At 60.1% G+C, this 22,319-nt stretch carries 21 protein-coding genes; 9 read left to right on the top strand and 12 right to left on the bottom strand.

The window, feature by feature from the left end; translation table 11 throughout:
- The first annotated feature begins 72 nt into the window (after positions 1-72).
- Positions 73-303 carry a hypothetical protein gene (locus tag HBO09_RS21735; protein ID WP_169997103.1) on the top strand — a complete coding sequence of 77 codons (231 nt, stop codon included), beginning with the start codon at positions 73-75 and terminating at the stop codon, positions 301-303.
- A gap of 9 nt (positions 304-312) precedes the next feature.
- Here HBO09_RS21735 and HBO09_RS21730 read toward each other — a convergent pair whose 3' ends face one another.
- Both HBO09_RS21730 and HBO09_RS21725 read right to left on the bottom strand, forming a co-directional pair.
- Positions 313-594 (bottom strand): hypothetical protein, encoded by a 282-nt coding sequence (locus tag HBO09_RS21730; protein ID WP_169997101.1) that lies wholly within the window; start codon positions 592-594, stop codon positions 313-315.
- A gap of 145 nt (positions 595-739) precedes the next feature.
- Positions 740-925, bottom strand: coding sequence for a hypothetical protein (locus HBO09_RS21725; protein WP_029294643.1), 186 nt, complete (start codon positions 923-925; stop codon positions 740-742).
- A 310-nt stretch (positions 926-1,235) separates the two neighbouring features.
- Here HBO09_RS21725 and galU point away from each other — a divergent pair, with 310 nt between their 5' ends.
- Together galU and gorA are read left to right on the top strand one after the other, a co-directional pair.
- A complete protein-coding gene (galU, locus tag HBO09_RS21720; RefSeq protein WP_029294645.1) occupies positions 1,236-2,075 on the top strand; it encodes a UTP--glucose-1-phosphate uridylyltransferase GalU in 840 nt (279 codons plus the stop codon).
- 101 nt (positions 2,076-2,176) lie between these two features.
- Positions 2,177-3,535: a glutathione-disulfide reductase gene (gene gorA / locus HBO09_RS21715; RefSeq protein ID WP_169997099.1), complete on the top strand. Its 1,359-nt coding sequence runs from the start codon at positions 2,177-2,179 to the stop codon at positions 3,533-3,535.
- On the opposite strand, the gene HBO09_RS21710 is transcribed toward gorA, so the two are convergent.
- On the bottom strand, positions 3,536-4,543 hold the full coding sequence (locus tag HBO09_RS21710; protein WP_169997097.1) for a DNA-binding protein: 1,008 nt from the start codon (positions 4,541-4,543) through the stop codon (positions 3,536-3,538).
- 196 nt (positions 4,544-4,739) lie between these two features.
- Between HBO09_RS21710 and HBO09_RS21705 the strand changes: the two genes are divergently transcribed.
- The 3 genes from HBO09_RS21705 to ahpF all read left to right on the top strand — a co-directional run bounded on the left by HBO09_RS21705 (position 4,740) and on the right by ahpF (position 8,048).
- On the top strand, positions 4,740-5,672 hold the full coding sequence (locus HBO09_RS21705; RefSeq protein WP_169997095.1) for a site-specific integrase: 933 nt from the start codon (positions 4,740-4,742) through the stop codon (positions 5,670-5,672).
- 132 nt (positions 5,673-5,804) lie between these two features.
- On the top strand, positions 5,805-6,368 hold the full coding sequence (ahpC, locus tag HBO09_RS21700) for an alkyl hydroperoxide reductase subunit C (RefSeq protein WP_010210361.1): 564 nt from the start codon (positions 5,805-5,807) through the stop codon (positions 6,366-6,368).
- Positions 6,369-6,494: 126 nt separating this feature from the next.
- Positions 6,495-8,048 carry an alkyl hydroperoxide reductase subunit F gene (gene ahpF / locus HBO09_RS21695; RefSeq protein ID WP_169997093.1) on the top strand — a complete coding sequence of 518 codons (1,554 nt, stop codon included), beginning with the start codon at positions 6,495-6,497 and terminating at the stop codon, positions 8,046-8,048.
- Between the two features lie 132 nt (positions 8,049-8,180).
- On the opposite strand, the gene gloA is transcribed toward ahpF, so the two are convergent.
- Positions 8,181-8,702 (bottom strand): lactoylglutathione lyase, encoded by a 522-nt coding sequence (gene gloA / locus HBO09_RS21690; RefSeq protein WP_169997091.1) that lies wholly within the window; start codon positions 8,700-8,702, stop codon positions 8,181-8,183.
- A 192-nt stretch (positions 8,703-8,894) separates the two neighbouring features.
- On the opposite strand from gloA, the gene HBO09_RS21685 reads away from it, so the two are divergent.
- Positions 8,895-9,431 carry a DUF4946 domain-containing protein gene (locus tag HBO09_RS21685; protein WP_169997089.1) on the top strand — a complete coding sequence of 179 codons (537 nt, stop codon included), beginning with the start codon at positions 8,895-8,897 and terminating at the stop codon, positions 9,429-9,431.
- Between the two features lie 201 nt (positions 9,432-9,632).
- On the opposite strand, the gene HBO09_RS21680 is transcribed toward HBO09_RS21685, so the two are convergent.
- Together HBO09_RS21680 and HBO09_RS21675 are read right to left on the bottom strand one after the other, a co-directional pair.
- Entirely contained in the window at positions 9,633-9,998 is a 366-nt protein-coding gene (locus HBO09_RS21680) for a histone-like nucleoid-structuring protein, MvaT/MvaU family (protein WP_029294664.1), read from the bottom strand.
- Positions 9,999-10,196: 198 nt separating this feature from the next.
- A complete protein-coding gene (locus tag HBO09_RS21675) occupies positions 10,197-11,738 on the bottom strand; it encodes an EAL domain-containing protein (protein WP_169997087.1) in 1,542 nt (513 codons plus the stop codon).
- Between the two features lie 714 nt (positions 11,739-12,452).
- On the opposite strand from HBO09_RS21675, the gene hppD reads away from it, so the two are divergent.
- Positions 12,453-13,529: a 4-hydroxyphenylpyruvate dioxygenase gene (gene hppD / locus HBO09_RS21670; protein ID WP_169997085.1), complete on the top strand. Its 1,077-nt coding sequence runs from the start codon at positions 12,453-12,455 to the stop codon at positions 13,527-13,529.
- A gap of 119 nt (positions 13,530-13,648) precedes the next feature.
- On the opposite strand, the gene rarD is transcribed toward hppD, so the two are convergent.
- Positions 13,649-14,530: an EamA family transporter RarD gene (rarD, locus tag HBO09_RS21665; protein WP_169955848.1), complete on the bottom strand. Its 882-nt coding sequence runs from the start codon at positions 14,528-14,530 to the stop codon at positions 13,649-13,651.
- Between the two features lie 133 nt (positions 14,531-14,663).
- Here rarD and HBO09_RS21660 point away from each other — a divergent pair, with 133 nt between their 5' ends.
- The gene (locus tag HBO09_RS21660; protein WP_169997083.1) at positions 14,664-15,140 is read left to right on the top strand and encodes an Lrp/AsnC family transcriptional regulator; all 477 of its coding nucleotides are present in this window, start codon (positions 14,664-14,666) and stop codon (positions 15,138-15,140) included.
- A 1,122-nt stretch (positions 15,141-16,262) separates the two neighbouring features.
- Here HBO09_RS21660 and HBO09_RS21655 read toward each other — a convergent pair.
- The 5 genes from HBO09_RS21655 to HBO09_RS21635 are packed head-to-tail and all read right to left on the bottom strand — an operon-like array spanning position 16,263 to position 22,319.
- Positions 16,263-17,270 (bottom strand): aldo/keto reductase, encoded by a 1,008-nt coding sequence (locus HBO09_RS21655; protein WP_169997081.1) that lies wholly within the window; start codon positions 17,268-17,270, stop codon positions 16,263-16,265.
- A 54-nt stretch (positions 17,271-17,324) separates the two neighbouring features.
- Positions 17,325-18,497, bottom strand: coding sequence for an acyl-CoA dehydrogenase family protein (locus tag HBO09_RS21650; RefSeq protein WP_169997079.1), 1,173 nt, complete (start codon positions 18,495-18,497; stop codon positions 17,325-17,327).
- 8 nt (positions 18,498-18,505) lie between these two features.
- On the bottom strand, positions 18,506-20,146 hold the full coding sequence (locus HBO09_RS21645; RefSeq protein ID WP_169997077.1) for an ABC transporter ATP-binding protein: 1,641 nt from the start codon (positions 20,144-20,146) through the stop codon (positions 18,506-18,508).
- Positions 20,143-20,994: an ABC transporter permease gene (locus tag HBO09_RS21640; RefSeq protein WP_169997075.1), complete on the bottom strand. Its 852-nt coding sequence runs from the start codon at positions 20,992-20,994 to the stop codon at positions 20,143-20,145. The genes HBO09_RS21645 and HBO09_RS21640 overlap by 4 nt, the downstream gene beginning before the upstream one ends.
- A complete protein-coding gene (locus tag HBO09_RS21635) occupies positions 20,991-22,319 on the bottom strand; it encodes an LLM class flavin-dependent oxidoreductase (protein ID WP_169997073.1) in 1,329 nt (442 codons plus the stop codon). The genes HBO09_RS21640 and HBO09_RS21635 overlap by 4 nt, the downstream gene beginning before the upstream one ends.

Raw genomic sequence — 22,319 nt, 5'->3', positions numbered from 1 at the left:
TATTGCCTGAACACAAAAAATGCCGCTCAAACCCCGGGGTTTGAGCGGCATTGTCATTCTGGAAAACCAATTATGAAACGTGCACATGTCAAAGAGCGGCATGCAGAGGGTCACATCTCTGCGACCCATGTGATTCAAAATCCGGCCAATTCAGGAGAGTGGATCGTGTTTTTCAAGAAAAGCGGCGGGCGCAGTTTTTTCCTGGTGGATGATCATGACGAGGTCGAATCCTTTGAGAAGCTGGATGACCTGATCGACACCATTCGCGGCCTTGGCATCAAGTTCGCCGAGATTCACATGTAAACGCCCGGTTTACTTGCAGACCACTACCACACTGCGGCCCTTGAAGTTGCCCACATCGGCGCCCAGGGTCTTGTCGCTGTCCTTCAAGGCTGGCGTGCCTTCGGTGCCGACGATACGGTATCCGGTACCCGCGCAAGAGGCGTCGGCCTTCTCGTAGCAACTGGCCCAGGAGTTGGCCTCGCCTGAACAGTCAATGGTCAGGCCTTGTTCGCCGTTTTTCAGGTAAATGTCGGAAGTGGTGGTGCAGCCGGCGAGCGCCAGTACCGAGGTCAGTGCCAGAATCTTGTTCATGTAAGGTTCGTCGTTGAGAAGTGTTAAGGGGCGCGCTGACACTGTTGTGGGGCGTTTTCAGCGAGATTATAGCGAACGGCCATCAAGGTACAGACAAACACAAAAAAGCCCCGTTCGTCGGGGCTCTATGCGCAATCGCAAAGGCTCATTTGCCCTTTGGTCGTTTGCTCGACGCGTGGCCGGCTTCATCCACAAATACTTCGGCAACGGCAATCGCCTGGCTTTCGGTGGCGAATGCCCCGGCAACGCTGTCGCCGTGAAAATTGATCAGGTGCCAGCCGTCTGCTCGCTTGGTGATCAGGTAGCCGTTTACGCCTTTGGGTTCTGACATCGATTAACAATCTCGTGGTCTGGTTCAAGCAGGCAATGATAGCGCCAAATGCCATGTGGGGGGCGCAAGTTGTTGCAGGTCAGTGCCGAACCCCCTAAAGCGTGCTAAAAAGGATATGGCCCTTTGAAATCAGGGTGCCCTGGATATTTTCCACAGCCATTGGGTTCGCTTGTTTGCACACGGGCGGAACTAACGCCGACATTTTTTCTCTATGTTGACATCGCAACGCCAGCAGCGCCCATTGTAAGGTGGCTGCGGCCTGATTAGACTGCGCCGAATTTCGTACGCACAGCCCTTATTAAGGACTTTTATGATCAAGAAATGCTTGTTCCCAGCAGCCGGTTACGGTACTCGCTTCCTGCCAGCGACTAAGGCCATGCCTAAAGAAATGCTGCCGGTGGTAAACAAGCCACTGATCCAGTACGGCGTCGAAGAGGCACTGGATGCCGGCCTGAACGAAATCTCCATCGTTACCGGTCGTGGCAAGCGCGCCCTGGAAGACCACTTCGACATCAGCTATGAGCTGGAAAACCAGATCAAGGGCACCGACAAGGAAAAATACCTGGTTGGTATCCGCAAGCTGCTCGACGAGTGTTCGTTTTCCTACACTCGCCAAACCCAGATGAAAGGCCTGGGTCACGCCATCCTTACTGGTCGCCCACTGATCGGTGACGAGCCGTTTGCTGTAGTCCTGGCGGACGACCTGTGCGTCAACCTGGAAGGCGACGGCGTCTTGACCCAGATGGTCAAGCTGTACCAGAAGTACCGCTGCACCATCGTCGCGGTGCAGGAAGTCGATCCTTCGGAAACCAACAAGTACGGCGTGATCGCTGGCGACGACATTGGCGATGGCCTGATCCGTGTACGCGACATGGTCGAGAAGCCGGCGCCGGAAGATGCCCCGTCGAACCTGGCGATCATCGGTCGCTACATCCTGACCCCGGATATCTTCAAGCTGATCGAAGAAACCGAGCCAGGCAAGGGCGGCGAAATCCAGATCACCGACGCCTTGTTGAAGCAGGCCAAGGACGGTTGCGTGATTGCCTACAAGTTCAAGGGCCGTCGTTTTGACTGCGGTGGCGCTGAAGGCTACATCGAGGCGACCAACTTCTGCTACGAGCACTTCTACAAGACTGGCAAGGCTTACTGATTTAAGCATTGCCTGTTGAACCTCAAGAAAGCCACCTTCGGGTGGCTTTCTGGTTTTTTGGGCGCAAGCGGGTATCCTGATGCCCTGCCGAGGAGAGTGAAATGGCCTACGATTTTGATCTTTATGTGATTGGCGCCGGTTCCGGTGGCGTTCGGGCGGCACGCTTTGCCGCAGGTTTTGGCGCAAAGGTCGCCGTGGCGGAAAGCCGCTACCTGGGCGGTACCTGTGTCAACGTTGGCTGCGTGCCGAAAAAGCTGCTGGTGTACGGTGCGCACTTTGCCGAAGACTTCGAGCAGGCCAGCGGTTTTGGCTGGTCACTGGGCGAGGCGGACTTTGATTGGGCGACACTGATCGCCAACAAGGACCGCGAGATCAATCGCCTCAACGGTATTTACCGGAACCTGCTGGTCAACAGTGGTGTGACCCTGCACGAAGGCCATGCGCGCTTGACGGGGCCCCACGAGGTCGAGATCAATGGCCAGCGCTTCACCGCCAAGAACATCCTGGTCGCCACTGGCGGCTGGCCGCAGATTCCCGAGATTCCAGGCCATGAGCACGCCATTGGCTCCAATGAGGCGTTCTTCCTTAAAGAGCTGCCCAAGCGGGTGCTGGTGATTGGCGGTGGTTATATAGCGGTGGAGTTCGCCGGGATTTTCCACGGTTTGGGCGCGCAAACGTCGCTGCTGTATCGCGGTGATCTGTTCCTGCGCGGCTTCGACGGCGCGGTGCGCAAGCACTTGCAGGAAGAGCTGACCAAGCGCGGTCTGGACCTGCAATTCAACGCCGATATCGCACGTATCGACAAACAGGCCGACGGCAGTCTCAAGGCCACCTTGAAAGACGGTCGTGTGCTGGAGGCCGATTGTGTGTTCTACGCCACCGGTCGGCGCCCGATGCTCGACAACCTGGGCCTGGAACACACAGGGGTCAAACTGGATAAGCGTGGTTTTGTCGAGGTCGATGACCTGTACCAGACTGCCGAGCCTTCGATCCTGGCCATTGGTGACGTGATTGGTCGCGTGCAACTGACCCCGGTGGCATTGGCCGAAGGCATGGCCGTGGCACGTCGTCTGTTCAAGCCAGAGCAGTACCGCCCGGTGGACTACGCGATGATTCCTACCGCCGTGTTCAGCCTGCCGAATATCGGCACCGTGGGCCTGAGCGAAGAGCAGGCCCGGGCCGATGGGCATAACGTACAGATCTTCGAAAGCCGCTTCCGGCCGATGAAGTTGACCCTGACCGAGTGCCAGGAGCGCACGCTGATGAAGCTGGTGGTCGATGCCGACACTGACAAGGTGCTGGGTTGCCACATGGTCGGGCCGGATGCGGGCGAGATCATCCAGGGCCTGGCGATCGCCCTCAAGGCAGGGGCGACCAAGCAGCATTTCGACGAAACCATCGGCGTGCATCCTACGGCGGCGGAAGAATTCGTCACCATGCGCACGCCAGTGCCTGGCTGATCAGCCCTCGGTTGCTGCCTCTGGCGCCGTTGCAACGACGGTGGCCAGGCGCAGCGCCTCGATGGTGGCCTGGGCCTTGATCAGGTCCAGTTCCAGGGTTTTGTGGGTGTGCTGTTGCTCGGCCAGTGCCTCCTGGCGTGACTGACTGTCCAGCACGGCTACCCGCAGACGCTCCTGGAGCAGGGTGCGTTCGCTATCAATCAGGCTCACCTGTTCGCTCAACTTCAACTGCTGGGCCTGATCCTTGCGGCTTTGTTCCTGCAGGGCGCTCAATTCCTTGGCCGTGACCCGATGCTCAATCAATAACCGCTCATTATCACGATGCAGTTGGGTGATTTCATCCTGGCGCACCATGGCGCTCTGCTGTGCCTGGCGCAACTCAGCCTGGAGCTGCTGCAACTGGCTTTCATGGCGGCGTTGTTCCTGCTCGCGCTGGTCCTTGATCGCGTTGCGGTAGTGCTCAAGGGCATCGCGGGCGTGCAGGTGTTTTTCTTCCAGTGAACGAATCTGTTCGTCCTTGTCCGAAATCCGTAGCTCGTAGTCGCTGCACGCTTGGCTAAGCCCGGCGTTACGGGTTTGCTCGGTCTGCAGGCTGGTGCTGGCAGTTTGCAGGGCGGCGCTTTCTTCGGCGAGGGCGGCTGCCTGGATATCGAATTGCTGCTGGAGTTGGCTGCGCGCTGCTTCCAGCGCTTCTACCTGGGCGAGCAGGGCGCTTTTGTGCTGTTCGAACTGTGCCAGGGCCAGGTCGATGGGCTCCTGGGCTTTCTCTTTCAGGCGCTGGGCCAGGCGTGCGACCAGGTCGCCAAGCTCATCGTCGATGGGCGCTTCGGTGATGGTGAGCCGGGTTTCGCTCTCGTCCAGCTCCTTTAAATAGCGATGGATGGTGGTTTTCGAGCCGGTATTGCCCATTTCGATGCGTACGGCGTCGATGCTGGGGTTTTCGCCACGGGCGAGGATTGCCAGGCGTGCCGTTTGAACTACTGCTTTGTTGATGCCGCCGCGAGCCATGGGGTCTCCGTCGATTTAGTACTGTGGTATGTATTATGTATATACGTACTGTATCACGAATAAAAATACGTTTGAATTCATGATTTAACACCTGGGATATTGGCGTATTATCCCGTGTGATTGGCTGCCGGCCCCGTCCGAGCCCAATGCCCGTACACCAACCCCCTGTAGGAGCCGGCTTGCCGGCGATCGCGGTATGAGTGAACTAGATCGTTACCTGAGCGCCGCAACCCGCGATAACACCCGCCGTAGCTATCGCGCTGCCATCGAGCACTTTGAAGTAAGTTGGGGTGGCTTCCTGCCTGCCACCAGCGACAGCGTGGCGCGTTACCTGGTGGCCTATGCCGGGGTGCTCGCGGTCAACACGTTGAAGCTGCGGCTTTCGGCGCTGGCGCAATGGCACACCAGCCAGGGTTTTCCAGACCCCACCAAGGCGCCGGTGGTGCGCAAAGTGCTCAAGGGCATCCGCGCCTTGCACCCGGCCCAGGAAAAACAGGCCGAACCCTTGCAGCTCCAGCATCTGGAGCAAGTGGTCTGCTGCCTTGAACGTGAAGCTGAGCAGGCGCGGGCAGAGGGCGATCGACCGCGCTGGCTGCGCGCCAAGCGCGATGCAGCTTTGATCTTGCTGGGATTCTGGCGCGGCTTTCGCAGTGATGAGTTGTGTCGGTTGCAGGTCGAACATGTGCAGGTGGTGCCGGGCGCGGGCATCACTCTGTATCTGCCGCGCAGCAAGAGTGATCGGGAAAACCTCGGTAAGACCTATCAAGCCCCGGCGCTGCTGCGCCTGTGCCCGGTGCAGGCCTATAGCGAATGGCTGAGCGCCTCGGCCCTGGTGCGCGGCCCGGTGTTTCGCGGGATCGATCGCTGGGGCAACCTGGGCGAGGAGGGGTTGCATGCCAATAGCGTGATCCCATTGCTGCGCCAGGCCCTTGAACGAGCAGGCATTGCCGCCGAGCAGTACACCAGCCACTCTCTGCGCCGTGGCTTTGCCACCTGGGCCCATCGTAGCGGCTGGGATTTGAAGTCGTTGATGACGTATGTCGGCTGGAAGGACATGAAGTCGGCCATGCGCTATGTTGAAGCGACGCCCTTTCTTGGCATGACCTTGGCCCGCGATCCGCTGCTTTAAGATTTCTTCTATTAATACAGCGGGTTGATAGCCAAAACCAATCGCCAGCATCAGGTTTGCCAATGAGCCATCGGCGATGAGACTGGGTAGGATTCACCCATCAACTTACTAACCCCTGACGGAGAGTCAACGATGCCTATCATCAACAGCCAAGTAAAACCGTTCAAAGCTACCGCTTACAAAAACGGCAACTTCGTAGACGTGTCGGACGCTGACCTGAAAGGCAAGTGGTCTGTCGTGTTCTTCTACCCAGCCGACTTCACTTTCGTCTGCCCAACCGAATTGGAAGACCTGGCTGACAACTACGCCGAATTCCAGAAACTGGGCGTCGAGATCTACAGCGTTTCCACCGACACCCACTTTGCCCATGCTGCCTGGCATAACACCTCGCCAGCCATCGGCAAAATCCAGTACACCATGATCGGCGACCCGACCCTGACCATCTCCCGCAACTTCGACGTGCTGATCGAAGAAGCTGGCCTGGCAGACCGTGGCACTTTCGTGATCAACCCGGAAGGCCAGATCAAGATCGTTGAACTGAACGACGGCGGTGTTGGCCGTGACGCTTCCGAGCTGCTGCGCAAAATCAAGGCCGCCCAGTACGTCGCTGCCCACCCAGGCGAAGTGTGCCCAGCCAAGTGGAAAGAAGGCGAGGCTACCCTGGCTCCGTCCCTGGACCTGGTCGGCAAGATCTAAGTCTGTGAAGTATCAAGGGCGGATTGCCGCACCTTAAGTAAGCCGCACCGCCCTCAAAAACGCCCGGGCGAGATTCGCTCGGGCGTTTTTTTTTACCGAATTGATTTGAAATAGGAAATCGCCCGTATGTTGGACGCCAATCTTAAAGCTCAGTTGAAGTCATACCTGGAGCGGGTCACCCAGCCGATCGAGATCGTCGCCTCCCTCGACGACGGTGCGAAATCCCAGGAAATGCTTGCCCTTTTGCAGGATGTAACCAGCCTCACCACGCTGATTACCCTGAACACCGATGGTAACGATGAGCGCAAGCCGTCGTTCTCCATCAACCGCCCGGGTGCCGATATCAGCCTGCGTTTTGCCGGCATCCCCATGGGCCATGAATTCACTTCGTTGGTGCTGGCCCTGCTGCAAGTCGGTGGCCATCCTTCGAAGGCCAGTGTCGAAGTGATTGAACAGATTCGTAGCCTTAAAGGTGAGTTCAACTTCGAGAGTTACTTCTCGCTGTCCTGCCAGAACTGCCCGGACGTGGTCCAGGCGCTGAACCTGATGGCCGTCCTCAACCCGAACATCCGCCACGTTGCTATCGACGGCGCGCTGTTCCAGGCTGAAGTCGACGAGCGTCAGGTCATGGCGGTCCCTAGCGTCTACCTTAACGGTGTGAACTTCGGCCAGGGTCGCATGGGCCTGGAAGAAATCCTCGCCAAGCTCGACACCAGCGGTATCGAAAAAGCAGCCGAGAAAATCAGCGCCAAAGACGCTTTTGATGTGTTGGTGGTCGGTGGTGGCCCAGCCGGCTCTGCGGCGGCCATCTACGCTGCGCGTAAAGGCATCCGTACCGGTGTGGCCGCCGAGCGTTTTGGTGGGCAAGTGCTGGATACCATGTCTATCGAGAACTTCATCTCGGTGCAGGAAACCGAAGGCCCGAAACTGGCCAGCGCCCTGGAAGCCCACGTGCGTCAGTACGACGTGGATATCATGAACCTGCAGCGCGCCAGCAGCTTGATCCCGGCGAAAAATCCCGGCGAACTGCACGAAATTCGCTTTGAAAGTGGCGCGACTCTCAAGTCCAAGACCGTGATCCTGGCGACCGGTGCGCGCTGGCGCGAAATGGGTGTGCCGGGCGAGCAGGAATACAAGGCCAAGGGCGTGTGCTTCTGCCCGCACTGCGATGGTCCGCTGTTCAAGGGCAAGCGCGTGGCGGTAATCGGCGGCGGTAACTCCGGTGTGGAAGCGGCCATCGACTTGGCCGGTATTGTCAGCCACGTGACCTTGCTCGAGTTCGACAGCAAGTTGCGCGCCGACGCGGTGTTGCAGCGCAAGCTCTACAGCCTGCCGAACGTTGACGTGATCACTAGTGCGCTGACCAGTGAGGTCAAGGGTGACGGCCAGAAAGTCACCGGCCTGGCCTATAAGGACCGCGATACCGGCGAGTTCAAGACCGTCGACTTGGAAGGTATCTTTGTGCAGATCGGTTTGCTGCCCAACACCGATTGGCTCAAGGGTACCGTGGAGCTGTCGCCCCGTGGCGAGATCATTGTCGATGCCCGTGGCGAGACTTCACTGCCAGGCGTATTTGCCGCCGGTGACGTAACGACCGTGCCGTACAAGCAGATCGTGATTGCCGTGGGGGAGGGCGCCAAGGCTTCCCTGAGTGCCTTTGATCACCTGATCCGAGCGTAAGGCCTGAAACCAAAAAACCCATGAGCGATCATGGGTTTTTTGTGGGTGTTGCTTTTGTGGGAGCTGGCTTGCCTGCGATGCAGGCGCCTCGGTCTTTGAGCAAGACCGAGTTGATTGCAGGGGATGTGCCCGTTACAGCGGCGCTGGCTGGATGATCTCGACCCAGTAGGCGTCCGGGTCCTTGATAAATGCCAGGCTTTTCATGCGGCCATCGCTCAGGCGCTTCTGGAAGTCGCAACCCAGTGCTTCGAAGCGCTCGCAGGCCGCGACGATATCCGGCACCGAAATGCAGATATGGCCAAAGCCACGTGGGTCGGTGTTGCCATTGTGGTAGGCGAAGTCGGCGTCGTTTTCGGTGCCGTGGTTGTGGGTCAGTTCCAGGATGCCCGGAATAGACTTCATCCACTGGGTGCGCGCGGCGGCATCGGCGGGGATTTGCGCCTTGTCGACCAGGGCGAGGAAGTACAGGCTGAATTCGGCTTCCGGGAAGTCGCGCTTCTCAACCAGGGAAAAACCCAGGACGCGGGTGTAGAAGTCCAGCGACTTGGTGATGTCCTTGACCCGCAGCATGGTGTGGTTGAACACGAAGTTCGAAGTGGCGGTGTCGGGTTGGGCAGTGACGCCCGGGAAGGTGTTCAATTCGTGCAGGCTCATGGGCCCTCCAGAAAAAATGGGGCAGACGCAGCTCGTGGATTGAGCGGTCCCTTGGCTTGCGGCAGATCTGTGCAGCGCCATCATGATACGCAGGCTACACCGACCGCGCCAAATGAAAAACTCACGCGGGCCTTGCGACCATTCTATGGACGGGCTCAAACTTTGTGGCTTGAACTTCGAGTGCCTTGCGTAATGAGCCGAATGAAAAAACCGTTGTTGTGTACCTTGTGCCTGCTCTTGGGCAGCTCCGCTGTGCTGGCGGCAGAGCCTGAGATTCACTGGCCCAGCGGCTGGCAAGTGGAAGAGGTGGTGCCTGACGCAGACATGCCTGCAACGCCATCTCTGGTATCTCGCCAGCGGGCGATAAAGAACGATGAAAATGGCCAGACCCTGATGGTCATGGAGCTGACCGGTACGCCGATCGAGCCTGGGCATGTGGTCAATCTGCAAGGTGTGCTGTTGGAGATGCGCAAGTCTATCCAGAAGGACTTTGCCCGCAGCGGCTATCAAAGTGTGTGCAACAAGATGCACCCGACTACCCTGAGTCGCCTTGAGGCCCTGGAAACTACCTGCGTGATTACCGAGAACGGTCGGCATGTGTTCTCGCAAACACTGGTGGGTGCTGTTGATACGAATAAGGCCTATGTTTTTTCATACGCCGGACAAGCGCAGGCTTATGAGTCGAGCAAGGACGAAGTCAGCTCGGTGCGCGCAAGCCTGAAACTTTGATCAGTGATGGCCAGATACCTGACATGGTGCAGTGAGGAAAAATTACATAACTATAGAACCGCAGCGTAGAGCCACTGGCCAGTAAATTTGTACGAAGTGGAGGGTATTTAAAAGTTCACTTGCGAGAGCTGCAGGTCGTGAAATCACCGTGCACAAACAAAAAAGCCCCACGTGTGTGGGGCTTTTATTAGTGCGCCGGTATTAGCCGCGCAACCAGGAGTCTACAGTGGCGGCGCCGTACTGTTCTTTCCAGGCCTTCAAGCCGCGGTGGTTACCGCCCTTGGTTTCAATCAGTTCGCCGGTGTGTGGGTTGTGATACACCTTGACCACACGTGCGCGACGGGTTTTAGGGGCAGCTGCCACTTGAATTCCCGATTTGCCCGGGTTTGGATCAAGGATGGAAATGATGTCGCGCAGGCTCTTGCCGTAGGTTTTCATCAGCCCTTGAAGCTTTTCTTCAAATTCGATTTCTTTCTTCAAGCCAGCGTCGTTCTTCAGGGATTCCAGCTGGGCGAGCTGCTCTTGAAGGGCTTTTTCTGCTGCGCGAAATTCGGCGAGTCTGGACAAAATCTTTACTCCAATAGTGTATTTGGCTGATACCAACTGTAAACAAAGCTATAAGCCAAGAGCCTCAGCATGACTCGGTAAATGTGGCTCTCCTGCCAATTCAGCGCAGGCAGGAAAAATTGTAGTAGTTAATGAGCCACGAGTAAATCATGTCTTTTGTATAAATAACAATATTTCACAATGATGCTAGATCGATATTCAAGCGCTATGCAAAGACTTAATGAATGCGTCAAAAGGCACTGGGCGGCCAAACAGGTAACCCTGCAAAAAGTCCACGCCTTGTGCCATCAGATAATCGCACTGCTCTTGGGTTTCCACGCCTTCGGCGACGATGCCCAAGTCAAGCTTGCCCGATAACTCGATGATGCTGTCGAGTATATGCCGCGATAAAGCATCGGCCCCGATCATCGCTACGAAGCTTTGATCAATCTTCAAGTAGTCAACATTGAAGTTGCGCAAATAACCCAGGCTGGAGTGGCCAGTGCCGAAATCATCAATGGCGATCATCACCCCCAGTTTGTGCAAGGCCTGGAACAACTGGCGGGTCACATCGGTGGGTTCGATCAGTTCGCGCTCGGTGAGCTCCAGGGTCAACAGGACCTGGCCCGGCTTGAAGGCCGCGAGGAACTCCCGGCAGTCCTGCACCAACTCCAGGTCCTGGCAATGCCGGGCGGTGATGTTGATGCCCACGTGGAAATTCTCGCCCAGGCGATCGGCGTGGGGCGCCAGTTGTGTGGCGACCTGGCGCATCAACGCGCGGGTCATGGGCACGATCAGCCCGGAGTGCTCGGCCAGGGGGATAAACAGGTCCGGGCGTACCAGGCCTTCCTTTGGATGCTGCCAGCGCATCAGGACTTCACAGCCAGCCCATTGCAGGCTGTCGCCGCGCACCACCGGTTGGTAGTACGGCACGAACTCATTGGCGCCCAGCGCCCGCTGCAGTTCATGGGTGGGGGCCGAAGAGCGCTTTTGCAGCCAGTGCGCGAGCACGCCTGCCAGCACCCCGAAAAACACCACCAGGCTGAACAAGGCCGGGTAGCGCGCTTCCATATAACGCCATACTTCGCCTTCGGGCATCCCGGCTTCCACGCTGTAGTCATAACGCTGGGAGGCGAGTTGGTGATGGGCCACGGCAAATACCGGCGGCGCGCTGGTGTGAACTTTGCCATCGCTGCCTAGCCAGTTGGGCCCCACCTGCAACACCAGGTAGGTATAACGGCTGATCAGGCGCAGGGCATTGGTCAGGTGATAGCCGTCAATCGAGGCAAATGCCGCCTTGTCACCTTCCACCAGTCGGTATACCAACAGCGCGGTATTGGGCGTGACCGGATTGCCATTCATCAGCCACAGGCGACCGTCGACATAGTCGTCAGGATTGACCGTTGACACATTGGCGTCGCCAAACAACGAGCTGCAGTAAATTCTTTTTTGCCAGGACAGCGTGGTTGCGCGCACGAATGGGCGGCGTGTGACTTGCTCGCGCAGCGCCAGTTGCGTCGCGTTGTCACAGTCTTTGCCTGCCAATGGCAGCAATTGCTGGGCGGCGAGGGCGGTGTTATCGAGCATCAGGTCGAATTGGCGCACGGCCTCAATGGCCGTGTGCTCGGTACTTTGTTCCAGAGTGCGCTGGGCCTGCATATAAAGAATGACTACACCCAGCAGAATCGGCAGCAGGCCGCACACGAGTGAGATCGAGTAGCGGGCGGCGCGTTTGCGCGGGCCTTTGAGGGTAAGTGGCATGTATGCAGCCTGTAGCGAAGTAAGGGAGACGCCTGGTAACGGCTACAGGCAATACGTCGGACAACTGGAGGATAGTTGGCCTATGGAAATTAGCATTTACTACACGTGGAACTAGCTACTTGACTCGTTGTGCGTGGGCTTGGCTTTGCCAAACTTTGCAACACATTTTGACGGGGAAAGACTGTTTGGTCTATTGCGTCGTTGCCTGGATTAGTGGGTGCCCTTACAAAAAACAGCGGTTACGCGTTGCGCCATCTGGATAAAAGCCAGGGTCGCCGCAGATGACTGGCGTCGGTCCAGCACCGCCAAACCGATTTGTCGCACCACCTTCGGCGCTAATGGCCGTTGCACATCATGTGCCGGCCGGCCGATGTTCTTTGGCGCGGCGTTGATCCTGCTGGGCATCTACCTGTGCAATAAACCCCTTGCGCCCGCCAGGGCATAGGGATTTGATAAGGAATACGGACAAACCTGGTTACGCTGTGTAGAATCGATTTACGCATACAAGAATAAGCGCCTGTTTCCATGCAGGCCTCGTCCGTCAGAGACGCCCGTAAGAGAATGATCCAACCATGAAGCTACTCGGGTTCCAACTCATCTACGGTGACTTCCTCGCCCGCAGCGTGCGCGGCATTTCCTGTGCGCCACCGACCCACCTCATCCTTGCTGGCAATTAATTTACTTAATTCTAAAAAGATGATGAGGCGCCAAATCATGGCAGATCTATACGAAAACCCAATGGGCCTGATGGGCTTTGAATTCATTGAATTCGCATCGCCGACCCCGGGCACCCTGGAACCGATCTTCGAGATCATGGGTTTCACCAAAGTTGCGACCCACCGTTCGAAAAACGTGCACCTGTACCGCCAGGGCGAGATCAACCTGATCCTCAACAACGAACCCAACAGCATCGCTTCGTACTTTGCCGCCGAGCACGGTCCATCGGTGTGTGGCATGGCGTTCCGTGTCAAGGATTCGCAGCAGGCCTACAACCGCGCGCTGGAGCTCGGCGCCCAGCCGATCCATATCGAAACCGGCCCGATGGAACTGAACCTGCCGGCCATCAAGGGCATCGGCGGCGCGCCGCTGTACCTGATCGACCGTTTCGGCGAAGGCAGCTCGATCTACGATATCGATTTCGTATTCATCGAAGGTGTGGACCGCAACCCCGTGGGCGCTGGCCTTAAGGTCATCGACCACCTGACCCACAACGTCTACCGCGGGCGCATGGCCTACTGGGCCAACTTCTACGAGAAGCTGTTCAACTTCCGTGAAGCGCGCTACTTCGACATCAAGGGTGAATACACCGGCCTGACCTCCAAGGCCATGAGCGCCCCGGACGGTATGATCCGCATCCCGCTGAACGAAGAATCGTCCAAGGGTGCAGGCCAGATCGAAGAGTTCCTGATGCAGTTCAACGGCGAAGGCATCCAGCACGTCGCCTTCCTCACCGAAGACCTGGTCAAGACCTGGGATGCGTTGAAGAAGATCGGCATGCGCTTCATGACGGCGCCGCCAGATACCTACTACGAAATGCTCGAAGGTCGCCTGCCAAACCACGGCGAACCGGTGGACCAATTGCAGGCGCGGGGTATTTTGCTGGACGGTTCGTCCGTGGCCGGTGACAAGCGCCTGCTGTTGCAGATCTTCTCGGAAACCCTGATGGGCCCGGTGTTCTTCGAATTCATCCAGCGCAAGGGGGATGACGGCTTCGGCGAGGGTAACTTCAAGGCCCTGTTCGAATCCATCGAACGTGACCAGGTTCGTCGTGGTGTGCTGACTACCGACTGACAGGGCTTTTTGTAGGAGCGAGCTTGCTCGCGATGGACGTCAACGATAACGCGTACTGCCTGAGGCGGCGCGGTGTCTTTGAGTTCTTCGCGAGCAAGCTCGCTCCTACAGTTATTGGGTCAGGCTCTACGCTGACGCATCAGGTGCTTGAATCCTTCAAACACCAACACCATCACAGCCAGCCAGATCGGGATATAGGTCAGCCACTCACCCGGGCCGATGCTTTCCCCCAGCAGCAACGCCACCCCCAGCAACAACACCGGCTCCACATAGCTGAGCAGGCCAAACAGGCTGAACGCCAACAGCCGGCTGGCGATGATGTAGCACACCAGCGCCGAAGCACTGATCAGCCCGAGCATCGGGATCAACCCATACAACCCTTTGTGCGCATCCAGCACGGCGAAGCCCTGCTCGCCACTTTGCACAAACCACAGCGCCACCGGCAGCATCAGCGCCATATCCAGCCACAGGCCACCTAAATGGTCGGTCGCCAGGCGTTTGCGCAGCACGAAGTAGATCGGGTAACCGATGATTACCAGCAGCGTCGCCCAGGAGAAACCGCCCACCTGGTACAACTCGTTAAGCACGCCAATCGCGGCAAACACCACCGCGATCAGCTGCAGCCGCGAGAGTTTTTCGCCATACACCAGGCGCCCGGTGAGGACCATGGTCAGTGGCAGCAGAAAGTAACCCAGGGATACATCCAGGCTGCGGCCATTGAGCGGTGCCCACATAAACAGCCACAGTTGCACCCCCAGCAGCACCGACGACAGCACAATCCCACCGATCAGCCGTGGCTTGCCCGCGAGCAAGCGCAGCAATTCCCACACTTGGCGCCACTCACCGCTGACCACCATGAACACCGTCATGCACGGCACGGTCAGCAACATGCGCCAACCGAAAATCTCCAGGCCGCTCAACGGCGTGAGCAGTGATGTGAAGTAATACATCACGGCAAACAACACCGAGGCCGCTACCGATAAAACAACGCCTTTAGACACGCAGTCCTCGCCAAACCGATTCAAACAAAAGAGGGGGTAATTTCAGGTGGGAATATATTGCTTTTGAGGTGAGACGTTTGCTCTGTTTTACGGCATCTTATGGGAAATTTTCTCACGCCCAAGGTTCGCCAGCATGTCCATCAGCCCCCCGTCGCCCCTGGATGATTTCGACCGCGCGATTCTCAAGCACCTGCAACGGGACAACACCACCGCGCTGCGGGTAATTGGCGAACAGGTCAACCTGTCGACCGCCGCCGTGCAGCGGCGCATCAAGCGCATGGAGCAGAGCGGGGCGATCAGCGCGAATACAGCGGTGGTCAATCAGGATGCGGTGGGCAAGCCGATCACGATCCTGGTGGAGGTGCACGCCGAGCGCACCCATATCGAAGACCTCGACGTGCTCAAGGTGCAGATGTCGATTCCCGAGGTGCAGCAGTGCTATTACGTCACCGGCGATGCCGACTTTATGCTGGTGGTCGTGGTGGAAACCATGAAGGCCTACGAAACCCTGGCGCGCACGCTGTTCTACGAGAACCGCAATATCAAATGGTTTCGCAGCATCGTGGTGATGGACCGGGTCAAGGTCAGCCTGGATGTGCCGCTGGGCTGACGACATCCATGCGCTGAAGGCAAACCGCTGGCTTTTCGTGGCGAGCGGGCTTGCCCCGCGCTGGGTGGCGAAGCCGCCCCAATACCGTCACCGCGTTCTGCCAGCTATACCGAAGTGGCTGGTTTTGGGGCTGCTGCGCAGCCCAACGGGGGACAAGCCCCCTTGCCACAAGGGGGGCTAGCTAGCTTTTCGTGGCGAGCGGGCTTGCCCCGCGCTGGGTGGCGAAGCCGCCCCAATACCGTCACCACGTTCTGTCAGACATACCGAGGTGGCTGGTTTTGGGGCTGCTGCGCACCCCAGCGGGGGACAAGCCCCCTCGCCACAAGGGGGGCTAGCTGGCTTATCGTGGTGAGCGGGCTTGCCCCGCGCTGGGTGGCGAAGCCACCCCAATAGCTTCACCGCGTTCTGCCAGATACACCGAGGTGGCTGGTTTTGGGGCTGCTGCGCAGCCCAACGGGGGACAAGCCCCCTTGCCACAAGGGGGGGCCAGCTGGCTTATCGTGGCGAGCGGGCTTGCCCCGCGCTGGGTGGCGAAGCCACCCCAACACCGTCACCGCGTTCTGCCAGATACACCGAGGTGGTTGGTTTTGGGGCTGCTGCGCAGCCCAGCGGGGGACAAGCCCCCTTGCCACAAGTGGGGGCTAGCTGGCTTTTCGTGGCGAGCGGGCTTGCCCCGCGCTGGGTGGCGAAGCCGCCCCAATAGCTTCAACACGTTCTATCAGATATACCGAGGTGGCTGGTTTTGGGGCTGCTGCGCAGCCCAACGGGGGACAAGCCCCCTCGCCACAAGGGGGGCTAGCTGGCTTTTCGTGGCGAGCGGGCTTGTCCCGCGCTGGGTGGCGAAGCCGCCCCAATAGCTTCACCGCGTTCTGCCAGATATACCGAGGTGGCTGGTTTTGGGGCTGCTGCGCAGCCCAACGGGGGACAAGCCCCCTCGCCACAAGGGGGGGCTAGCTGGCTTTTCGTGGCGAGCGGGCTTGCCCCGCGCTGGGTGGCGAAGCCACCCCAATAGCTTCACCGCGTTCTGCCAGATATACCGAGGTGGCAAGTTTTGGGGCTGCTGCGCAGCCCAGCGGGGGACAAGCCCCCTTGCCACAGACCTCCCCATTGGCCCTTATTCAATCAACGGGCAATACGCCCCGAAACAAAGTGCCCCACATCATTGAACCCCGGTGTCGACGCATGCCCCGGCGTCACCAGCGAATCAATAAACGCCTCATCCTCAGCACTGATCTTCACCTCGAGCGCCCCGGTATAGGCATCCCATTGCGCCTCGGTTCGCGGCCCGACAATCGCCGAGCTCACCGCCTGGTTGTTCAGGACCCAGGCAATCGCAAACTCGACAATCCCCACGCCACGCCCTTGGGTGTATTGCTGGATCTGCTGGGCAATGCGCAACGACTCCACGCGCCATTCGGTTTCCAGGATGCGTTTGTCCTGGCGTGCAGCGCGGCTGCCGGCTTCGGGGGTGATATCCGGCGCGTACTTGCCACTGAGCACGCCACGGGCCAGCGGGCTGTAGGGCACCACGCCCAGGCCATAGGCTGCCGCTGCGGTGATCTGCTCCACCTCGGCCTGGCGGTTGACGATGTTGTACAGCGGCTGGCTGATGATAGGGCGGTCCACCCCCAGGCGTTCGGCCACGCGCACCACTTCGGCGATGCGCCAGCCCCGGTAGTTGGACAGCCCCCAATAACGGATCTTGCCCTGGCGGATCAGGTCGCCGATTGCCGAAATCGTGACCTCCAATGGGGTGGCGTGGTCTTCGCGGTGCAGGTAGTACATGTCCAGGTAGTCGGTGTCGAGGCGGGTGAGGCTAGCCTCCAGCGCGTTGAAAATGCGCTTGCGGCTCAAACCACTGCGGTTGGGCAAGCCGTCCGGCGGGCCGAAGCCGACTTTGGAGGCCACGACCCAATCGTCGCGATGGCGGCCGATGGCCTCGCCGACAATTTCTTCCGAGCGCCCGCCGGTGTAGACGTCAGCGGTGTCGATGAAGTTGATGCCCTGGTCCCAGGCCTTGTCGATGATGCGCAGCGAGTCTTCGGTGTTGGTCTGTTCGCCAAACATCATGGTGCCCAGGGTCAGTGCGCTGACCTTGAGCCCGGACTGGCCCAGTGTGCGGTAAATCATGGTGAACTCCTCAAAAGCGCAGACAGTTGCTATGCAATACCAGAGAGCAAGGCTCTAGAACAAGCCCGACGTCGGTGGCTCGGTGTCCTTGAGCCGATAGGCGCCGACCACCGCGGCCTTCCAGTGCCGAGGATTGTGGTTGGCCACGGTGCGCGCATTGCGCCAGTGCCGGTCAAGGTTATGGCTGCGTCCGGTAGTGGAAGCCCCACCCACGTCAAACAGCAGTTCAGCGGCTTTGAGTGCCGACTCGGCGGCGATGTATTGCGCCTGGGCCACGTCAATGGCTGCGCGGGTCACCGACTGGTGATCCAGCCCATTGGCCCACGCGGCGTCGATGCGGTCAGCGGCACGCAACACCACGGCTTCAGCAGCAAAGGCGCGCGCCGAGATCTCACCCACGGAAAACTCCACATAGGGATCGTCCACCGAGCGGCTGGCGCTGCTGTGCTTGATCGGCCGCGCATGCTCCTTGGCAAAGGCCACCGCATCGTTCAAGGCATTGCGGGCGATGCCGGCCTGCACTGCGCCGAGGAACAGTTGCAGGAATGGGGTGATGATCGAACGCTGGCCTTCCTCCACCACCCGCGTGCGGATTTCCTCGCGGCGCACCAGTACGTTGTTCAGGCGCGTGGTGCCGCTGGCGGTCAGGCGCTGGCCCATGGCGTCGAAATCATCCACCAGTTCCAGGCCTTCACGGCCGCGGGGCACGACGAACGAAACCGGTTCCTCGTTTTCATCCAGTGCCACCGCACTGACCCAATCGGCGTACAGCGCGCCAGTGCTGTAGTACTTGCTGCCATTGGCGCGAAAGTGCTCGCCCTCGGGCACAATCCGCGCGCTGACCTGGCCGTTGGCACCGCCGATTTCCCAGCCGGCGTTGCCGAACACCTCGCCTTGCAGGTAATGGGCAAACCATAGCTGGCGCTCGGCTTCGGACGGTTGCACCAGCAGGCTTTCGATAAAGGCAAAGCTGGGGCGCAGGGACTGGGCGACATTGGAATCCACTGCCGCCAGGTCGATCACGAACTGCACCACCTGGCGCACGCTGGACTCGCTGCCGCCGTAACGCTGGGGAATGCGCAGGGTCAACAGGCGCGCTGCAGCCAGTTGGCGGATCTGTTCATGGGGCAGTTGCCGGGTGCGCTCGCGTTCGGCGGCGCCCTCGGCGATCTGTGGCAATAACACAGCGGCACGTTGCAACAGCTCTGGCACGGACAAAAAGCTCATGACAATCCTTATATGGCAATGGCATAGGTAATGAAGTGGTGTTCGGGCACCGGGGCAGGCCGGTCGATCTGCGGGATGGCATCGAGCAGGGCGCGGGTGTACGCATGTTGGGGGTGGTCAAAAACGTCGCGCACCGTGCCGCTTTCCACCACTTCACCGTCCTTCATCACCAGCACCCGTTCGCTGACCTGGTTGATCACGCCCAGGTCGTGGGAGATGAACAGGCAGGCCAGTTTCAGACGTGACTTGAGGTCGGCCAGCAGCGCGAGGATCTGCGCCTGCACCGACACATCCAGGGCCGAGACCGGCTCGTCGCACACCAGCACCTGGGGGTTGGGCGCCAGCGCCCGGGCAATGGCGATACGTTGCCGCTGGCCGCCGGAAAGCTCCAGGGGGCGGCGCTCGAGCACGCTGGGATCCAGGCGCACCAACGCCAGCAGCTCCAGGGTGCGTGCCGGCCATTCCCGGCGTGGCAGGCCCGCCACTTGCAGCGCCTCGTTAAGCACCCGGGCCACGGTGTAGCGCGGGTCAAACGAGCTTTGCGGGTCTTGGAACACCACCTGGATACGCTGGCGCAGTTGGCGGCGTTGTTGATCATTGAGTGCGCTCCAGGGCCGCCCGTTAAGCCACACGTCGCCGGCGTCCGGGCGTTCTAGCCCCAGCAGCATGCGGGTGAGGGTGGTCTTGCCACTGCCGGACTCGCCGACAATCCCCAGGGTTTCCCCGGCCCGCAGGCTGAAGCTGGCGTTGTGCACCGCGACATGGGGCTGGCCGTCGGGGCCGATAAAGGTTTTTTGCAGGTTGCGCGCCTCGATCAGCGGCAGGTCGAAACGCTCGACACTGGCGACTTTCGGCGCCGCCCGGGTCGGCCGTTGGAAATGCACGGCGCGCCCAGCCCGCAGCAGCGATTGGGTGTAAGGGTGCTGCGGATCATGCAGGATCGCCTCCACCGGGCCCTGCTCGACAATCACCCCGTGATGCATCACCGCCACCCGATCCGCCAGGCGCGACACCACCGCCAGGTCATGGCTGACCACCAACATCGCCATGGCCTGGGAGCGCAGGGATTCCAGCAGGGCCAGGACTTGCGCCTGTACCGTGGCGTCCAGCGCTGTGGTCGGCTCATCGGCAATCAACAGCCGTGGGCCTGCGGCAATCGCCGAGGCAATCAGGGCCCGCTGGCGTAGCCCGCCCGACAATTGATGGGGGTACTGCAACGCGCGCAACTCCGGTTGCGGCACGCCGACCGCGCGCAGCAGTTCGATGACCCGTGCCTGGCGCGCCTCGCGACCCAGTTGCGTGTGCAAGCGCAACGGTTCGGCAATTTCCTTGCCTACCGGGCGCAGCGGGTCGAGGGAGCCGAGGGCGTCTTGCATCACAAAGCCGATCTGCGCACCGCGCAGGGTCTGCCAGGCACGGTCGTCCAATTGGCGCAGGTCGGTGCCGGCAAACGCCAGGCGTTCAGCCTGAACCTTTGATCCGGCGCCGCTCAGGCCGCTCAGGGTGCGTGAGGTGACGGTCTTGCCTGAGCCAGACTCGCCCACCAGCGCCAGGCATTCGCCGGCGGCCAGGCTGAACGAGATGCCCTTGATAATCGGTGTGTGGCCAAACTGCACCCGCAGGTCTTGCACATCCACTAACGTACTCATCGGGATTTACCCTCGCTGCGCGCCAGCCAGTCACGGCCAATGGCGGTGATCGACACCACGGTCAGGATGATTGCCACGCTCGGCCAGGCCACCAACCACCAGGCATTGGCCAGGTAATTGCGGCCCATGGCGAGCATCGAACCCCATTCCGGCGCGGGCGGCGAGGCGCCAAAGCCGAGGAAGCTCAACGCCGCGCCGGTGATGATGTTGTGGCCGATGCCAATGGTGGCGAGGATCAGGATCGGCTTGATCGCATTGGGCAGCACATGCCGCAACACCACGGCGGCACGATGCCGGCCGAGGGTGGTGGCGGCTTCGACGTAGGGCGCATCGCGCACCACCAGGGTCTGCGCACGCACCATCCGCGCAAAACGCGGGATGCTCGCCACGCCCACCGCGATCAACGTGATCCACAGGCCCTGGCCCCAGAACGTGATGATCACCAGGGCCAACAGCAGGTCGGGAAACGCCAGCAATACATCGATCAAGCGCATGATCGCGCCATCCACCAGGCGCGGGCCGAGTCCCGCCGCCAAACCGAGGATGATCCCGGCGCCGAGGCCAATGGCCGTGGACACCAGGCCCATCAACAGTGAAGGGCGTACTCCGTGGATCAAGCGGGCGAGTACATCGCGACCGTTTTCATCGGTGCCCAGCCAGTGGCTGCTGCTGGGTGGCAGGTAGGCGTTGCGGGCAGCGGCGGCCAGTGGGTCGGTGCCGGTCAGCCAATGGGGCACGAGCGCCGCGATCAACAAGCCGATCACAAACAGCCAGGCCAGTGACAAACCGGGGCGAAAAGCGCTCGGCAGCGCTAGGGTCAAGCGCCAGGGCAGGGTAGAGGTGTTCATGCCAGGCTCCTCGCATACTGACTCTGCGGGTACGGCAACCCCAAGTGCTCACGCAACGTACTGGCGCTGTACTCATGGCGGAACACCCCGCGCTTGCGCAGCAGCGGCACCACCTCATCGACAAACACCTCGACCCCCGAGGGAAACATGTCCGGCATGATGTTGAAGCCATCGGCGGCGCCCGCGAGAAACCAGTGTTCGAGGGTGTCGGCCACCTGTTCCGGGGTGCCCACCAGCAGCCGATGGCCGACCAGAATGCGCCGAGACAGCTCGCGCACCGTCAGGCCTTCGCGGCGGGCCAGGTTGAGCTGGGCTTCGAGAAACCCCTGGGAGCCTTTCTCATAGGTGCCGACTTCACCGATCCGCGCCCATGGCAGCGGCGCATCCAGTTCCAGCTCTTGAGCCGGGATGCCGATCCGTGCGGCCACTTGCTGAATCAGGCCATGTTCGCCGTGGTAGGCATTGAGTTGATCAAAGCGCGCATGGGCTTCGGCCTCGCTGCTGCCGATCACCGTGGACAGGCCCGGCATGATTTTCAGGTGCTCGGGGTTGCGTCCCCATTGCTCGGCGCGCTGCTTCATGTCGCGGTAGAAGTGCTGGCCGTCTTCCAGGCTGGTCTGGGTGGTGAAAATCGCATCGGCATAGCGCGAGCCCAGGGCCTTGCCGCCCTCTGACGAGCCCGCCTGCACCAGCACTGGCCGGCCCTGGGGCGAGCGGGGCAGGTTCAGCGGGCCCTTGATGGAAAAGTGCTGGCCGACAAAGTCCTGGGTGTGGATCTTGCCGGGGTGCGCATAGCGCCCGGTGCCGGCATCGCCGATGATCGCGTCGTCCTCCCAGCTGTCCCAGAGCTTGCACGCGATGTCGATAAATTCCTCGGCGCGGGCATAGCGTTGCTCGTGCTGCATCTGGTTGGCCAGGCCGAAATTCTGCGCGGCGGCGTCAGTGGCGTTGGTCACCACATTCCAGGCCGCGCGGCCCCCGCTGATATGGTCCAGGGAAGCAAAGCGCCGAGCCAGGTTGTAGGGATCGTTATAGGTGCTGGAGGCGGTGGCGATCACGCCGATATGCTGCGTGGCCAGGGCCACGGCGGTCAGCAGGATGGTCGGTTCCAGGCGGCCCACCGGTTGCGTGGCCACATCGCCCGCCAGGGCCGGGCCGTCGGCCAGGAAGATCGCATCCAGGCAGCCACGCTCGGAAATACGCGCGATATTGCGGTAGTACTCCACATCCAGGTAGGCATCGGCCGGCACTTCGCCGACCCGCCAGGCCGCCGCGTGCGCGCCGAAACCGAGGATGTTCATGCCAATGCTCATGTGCTTTTTCAT

It is taken from the genome of Pseudomonas sp. WS 5027, from assembly GCF_012985695.1.
Lineage (GTDB): Bacteria > Pseudomonadota > Gammaproteobacteria > Pseudomonadales > Pseudomonadaceae > Aquipseudomonas > Aquipseudomonas hygromyciniae.
This window is presented reverse-complemented; position numbering and strand designations above follow the sequence as displayed.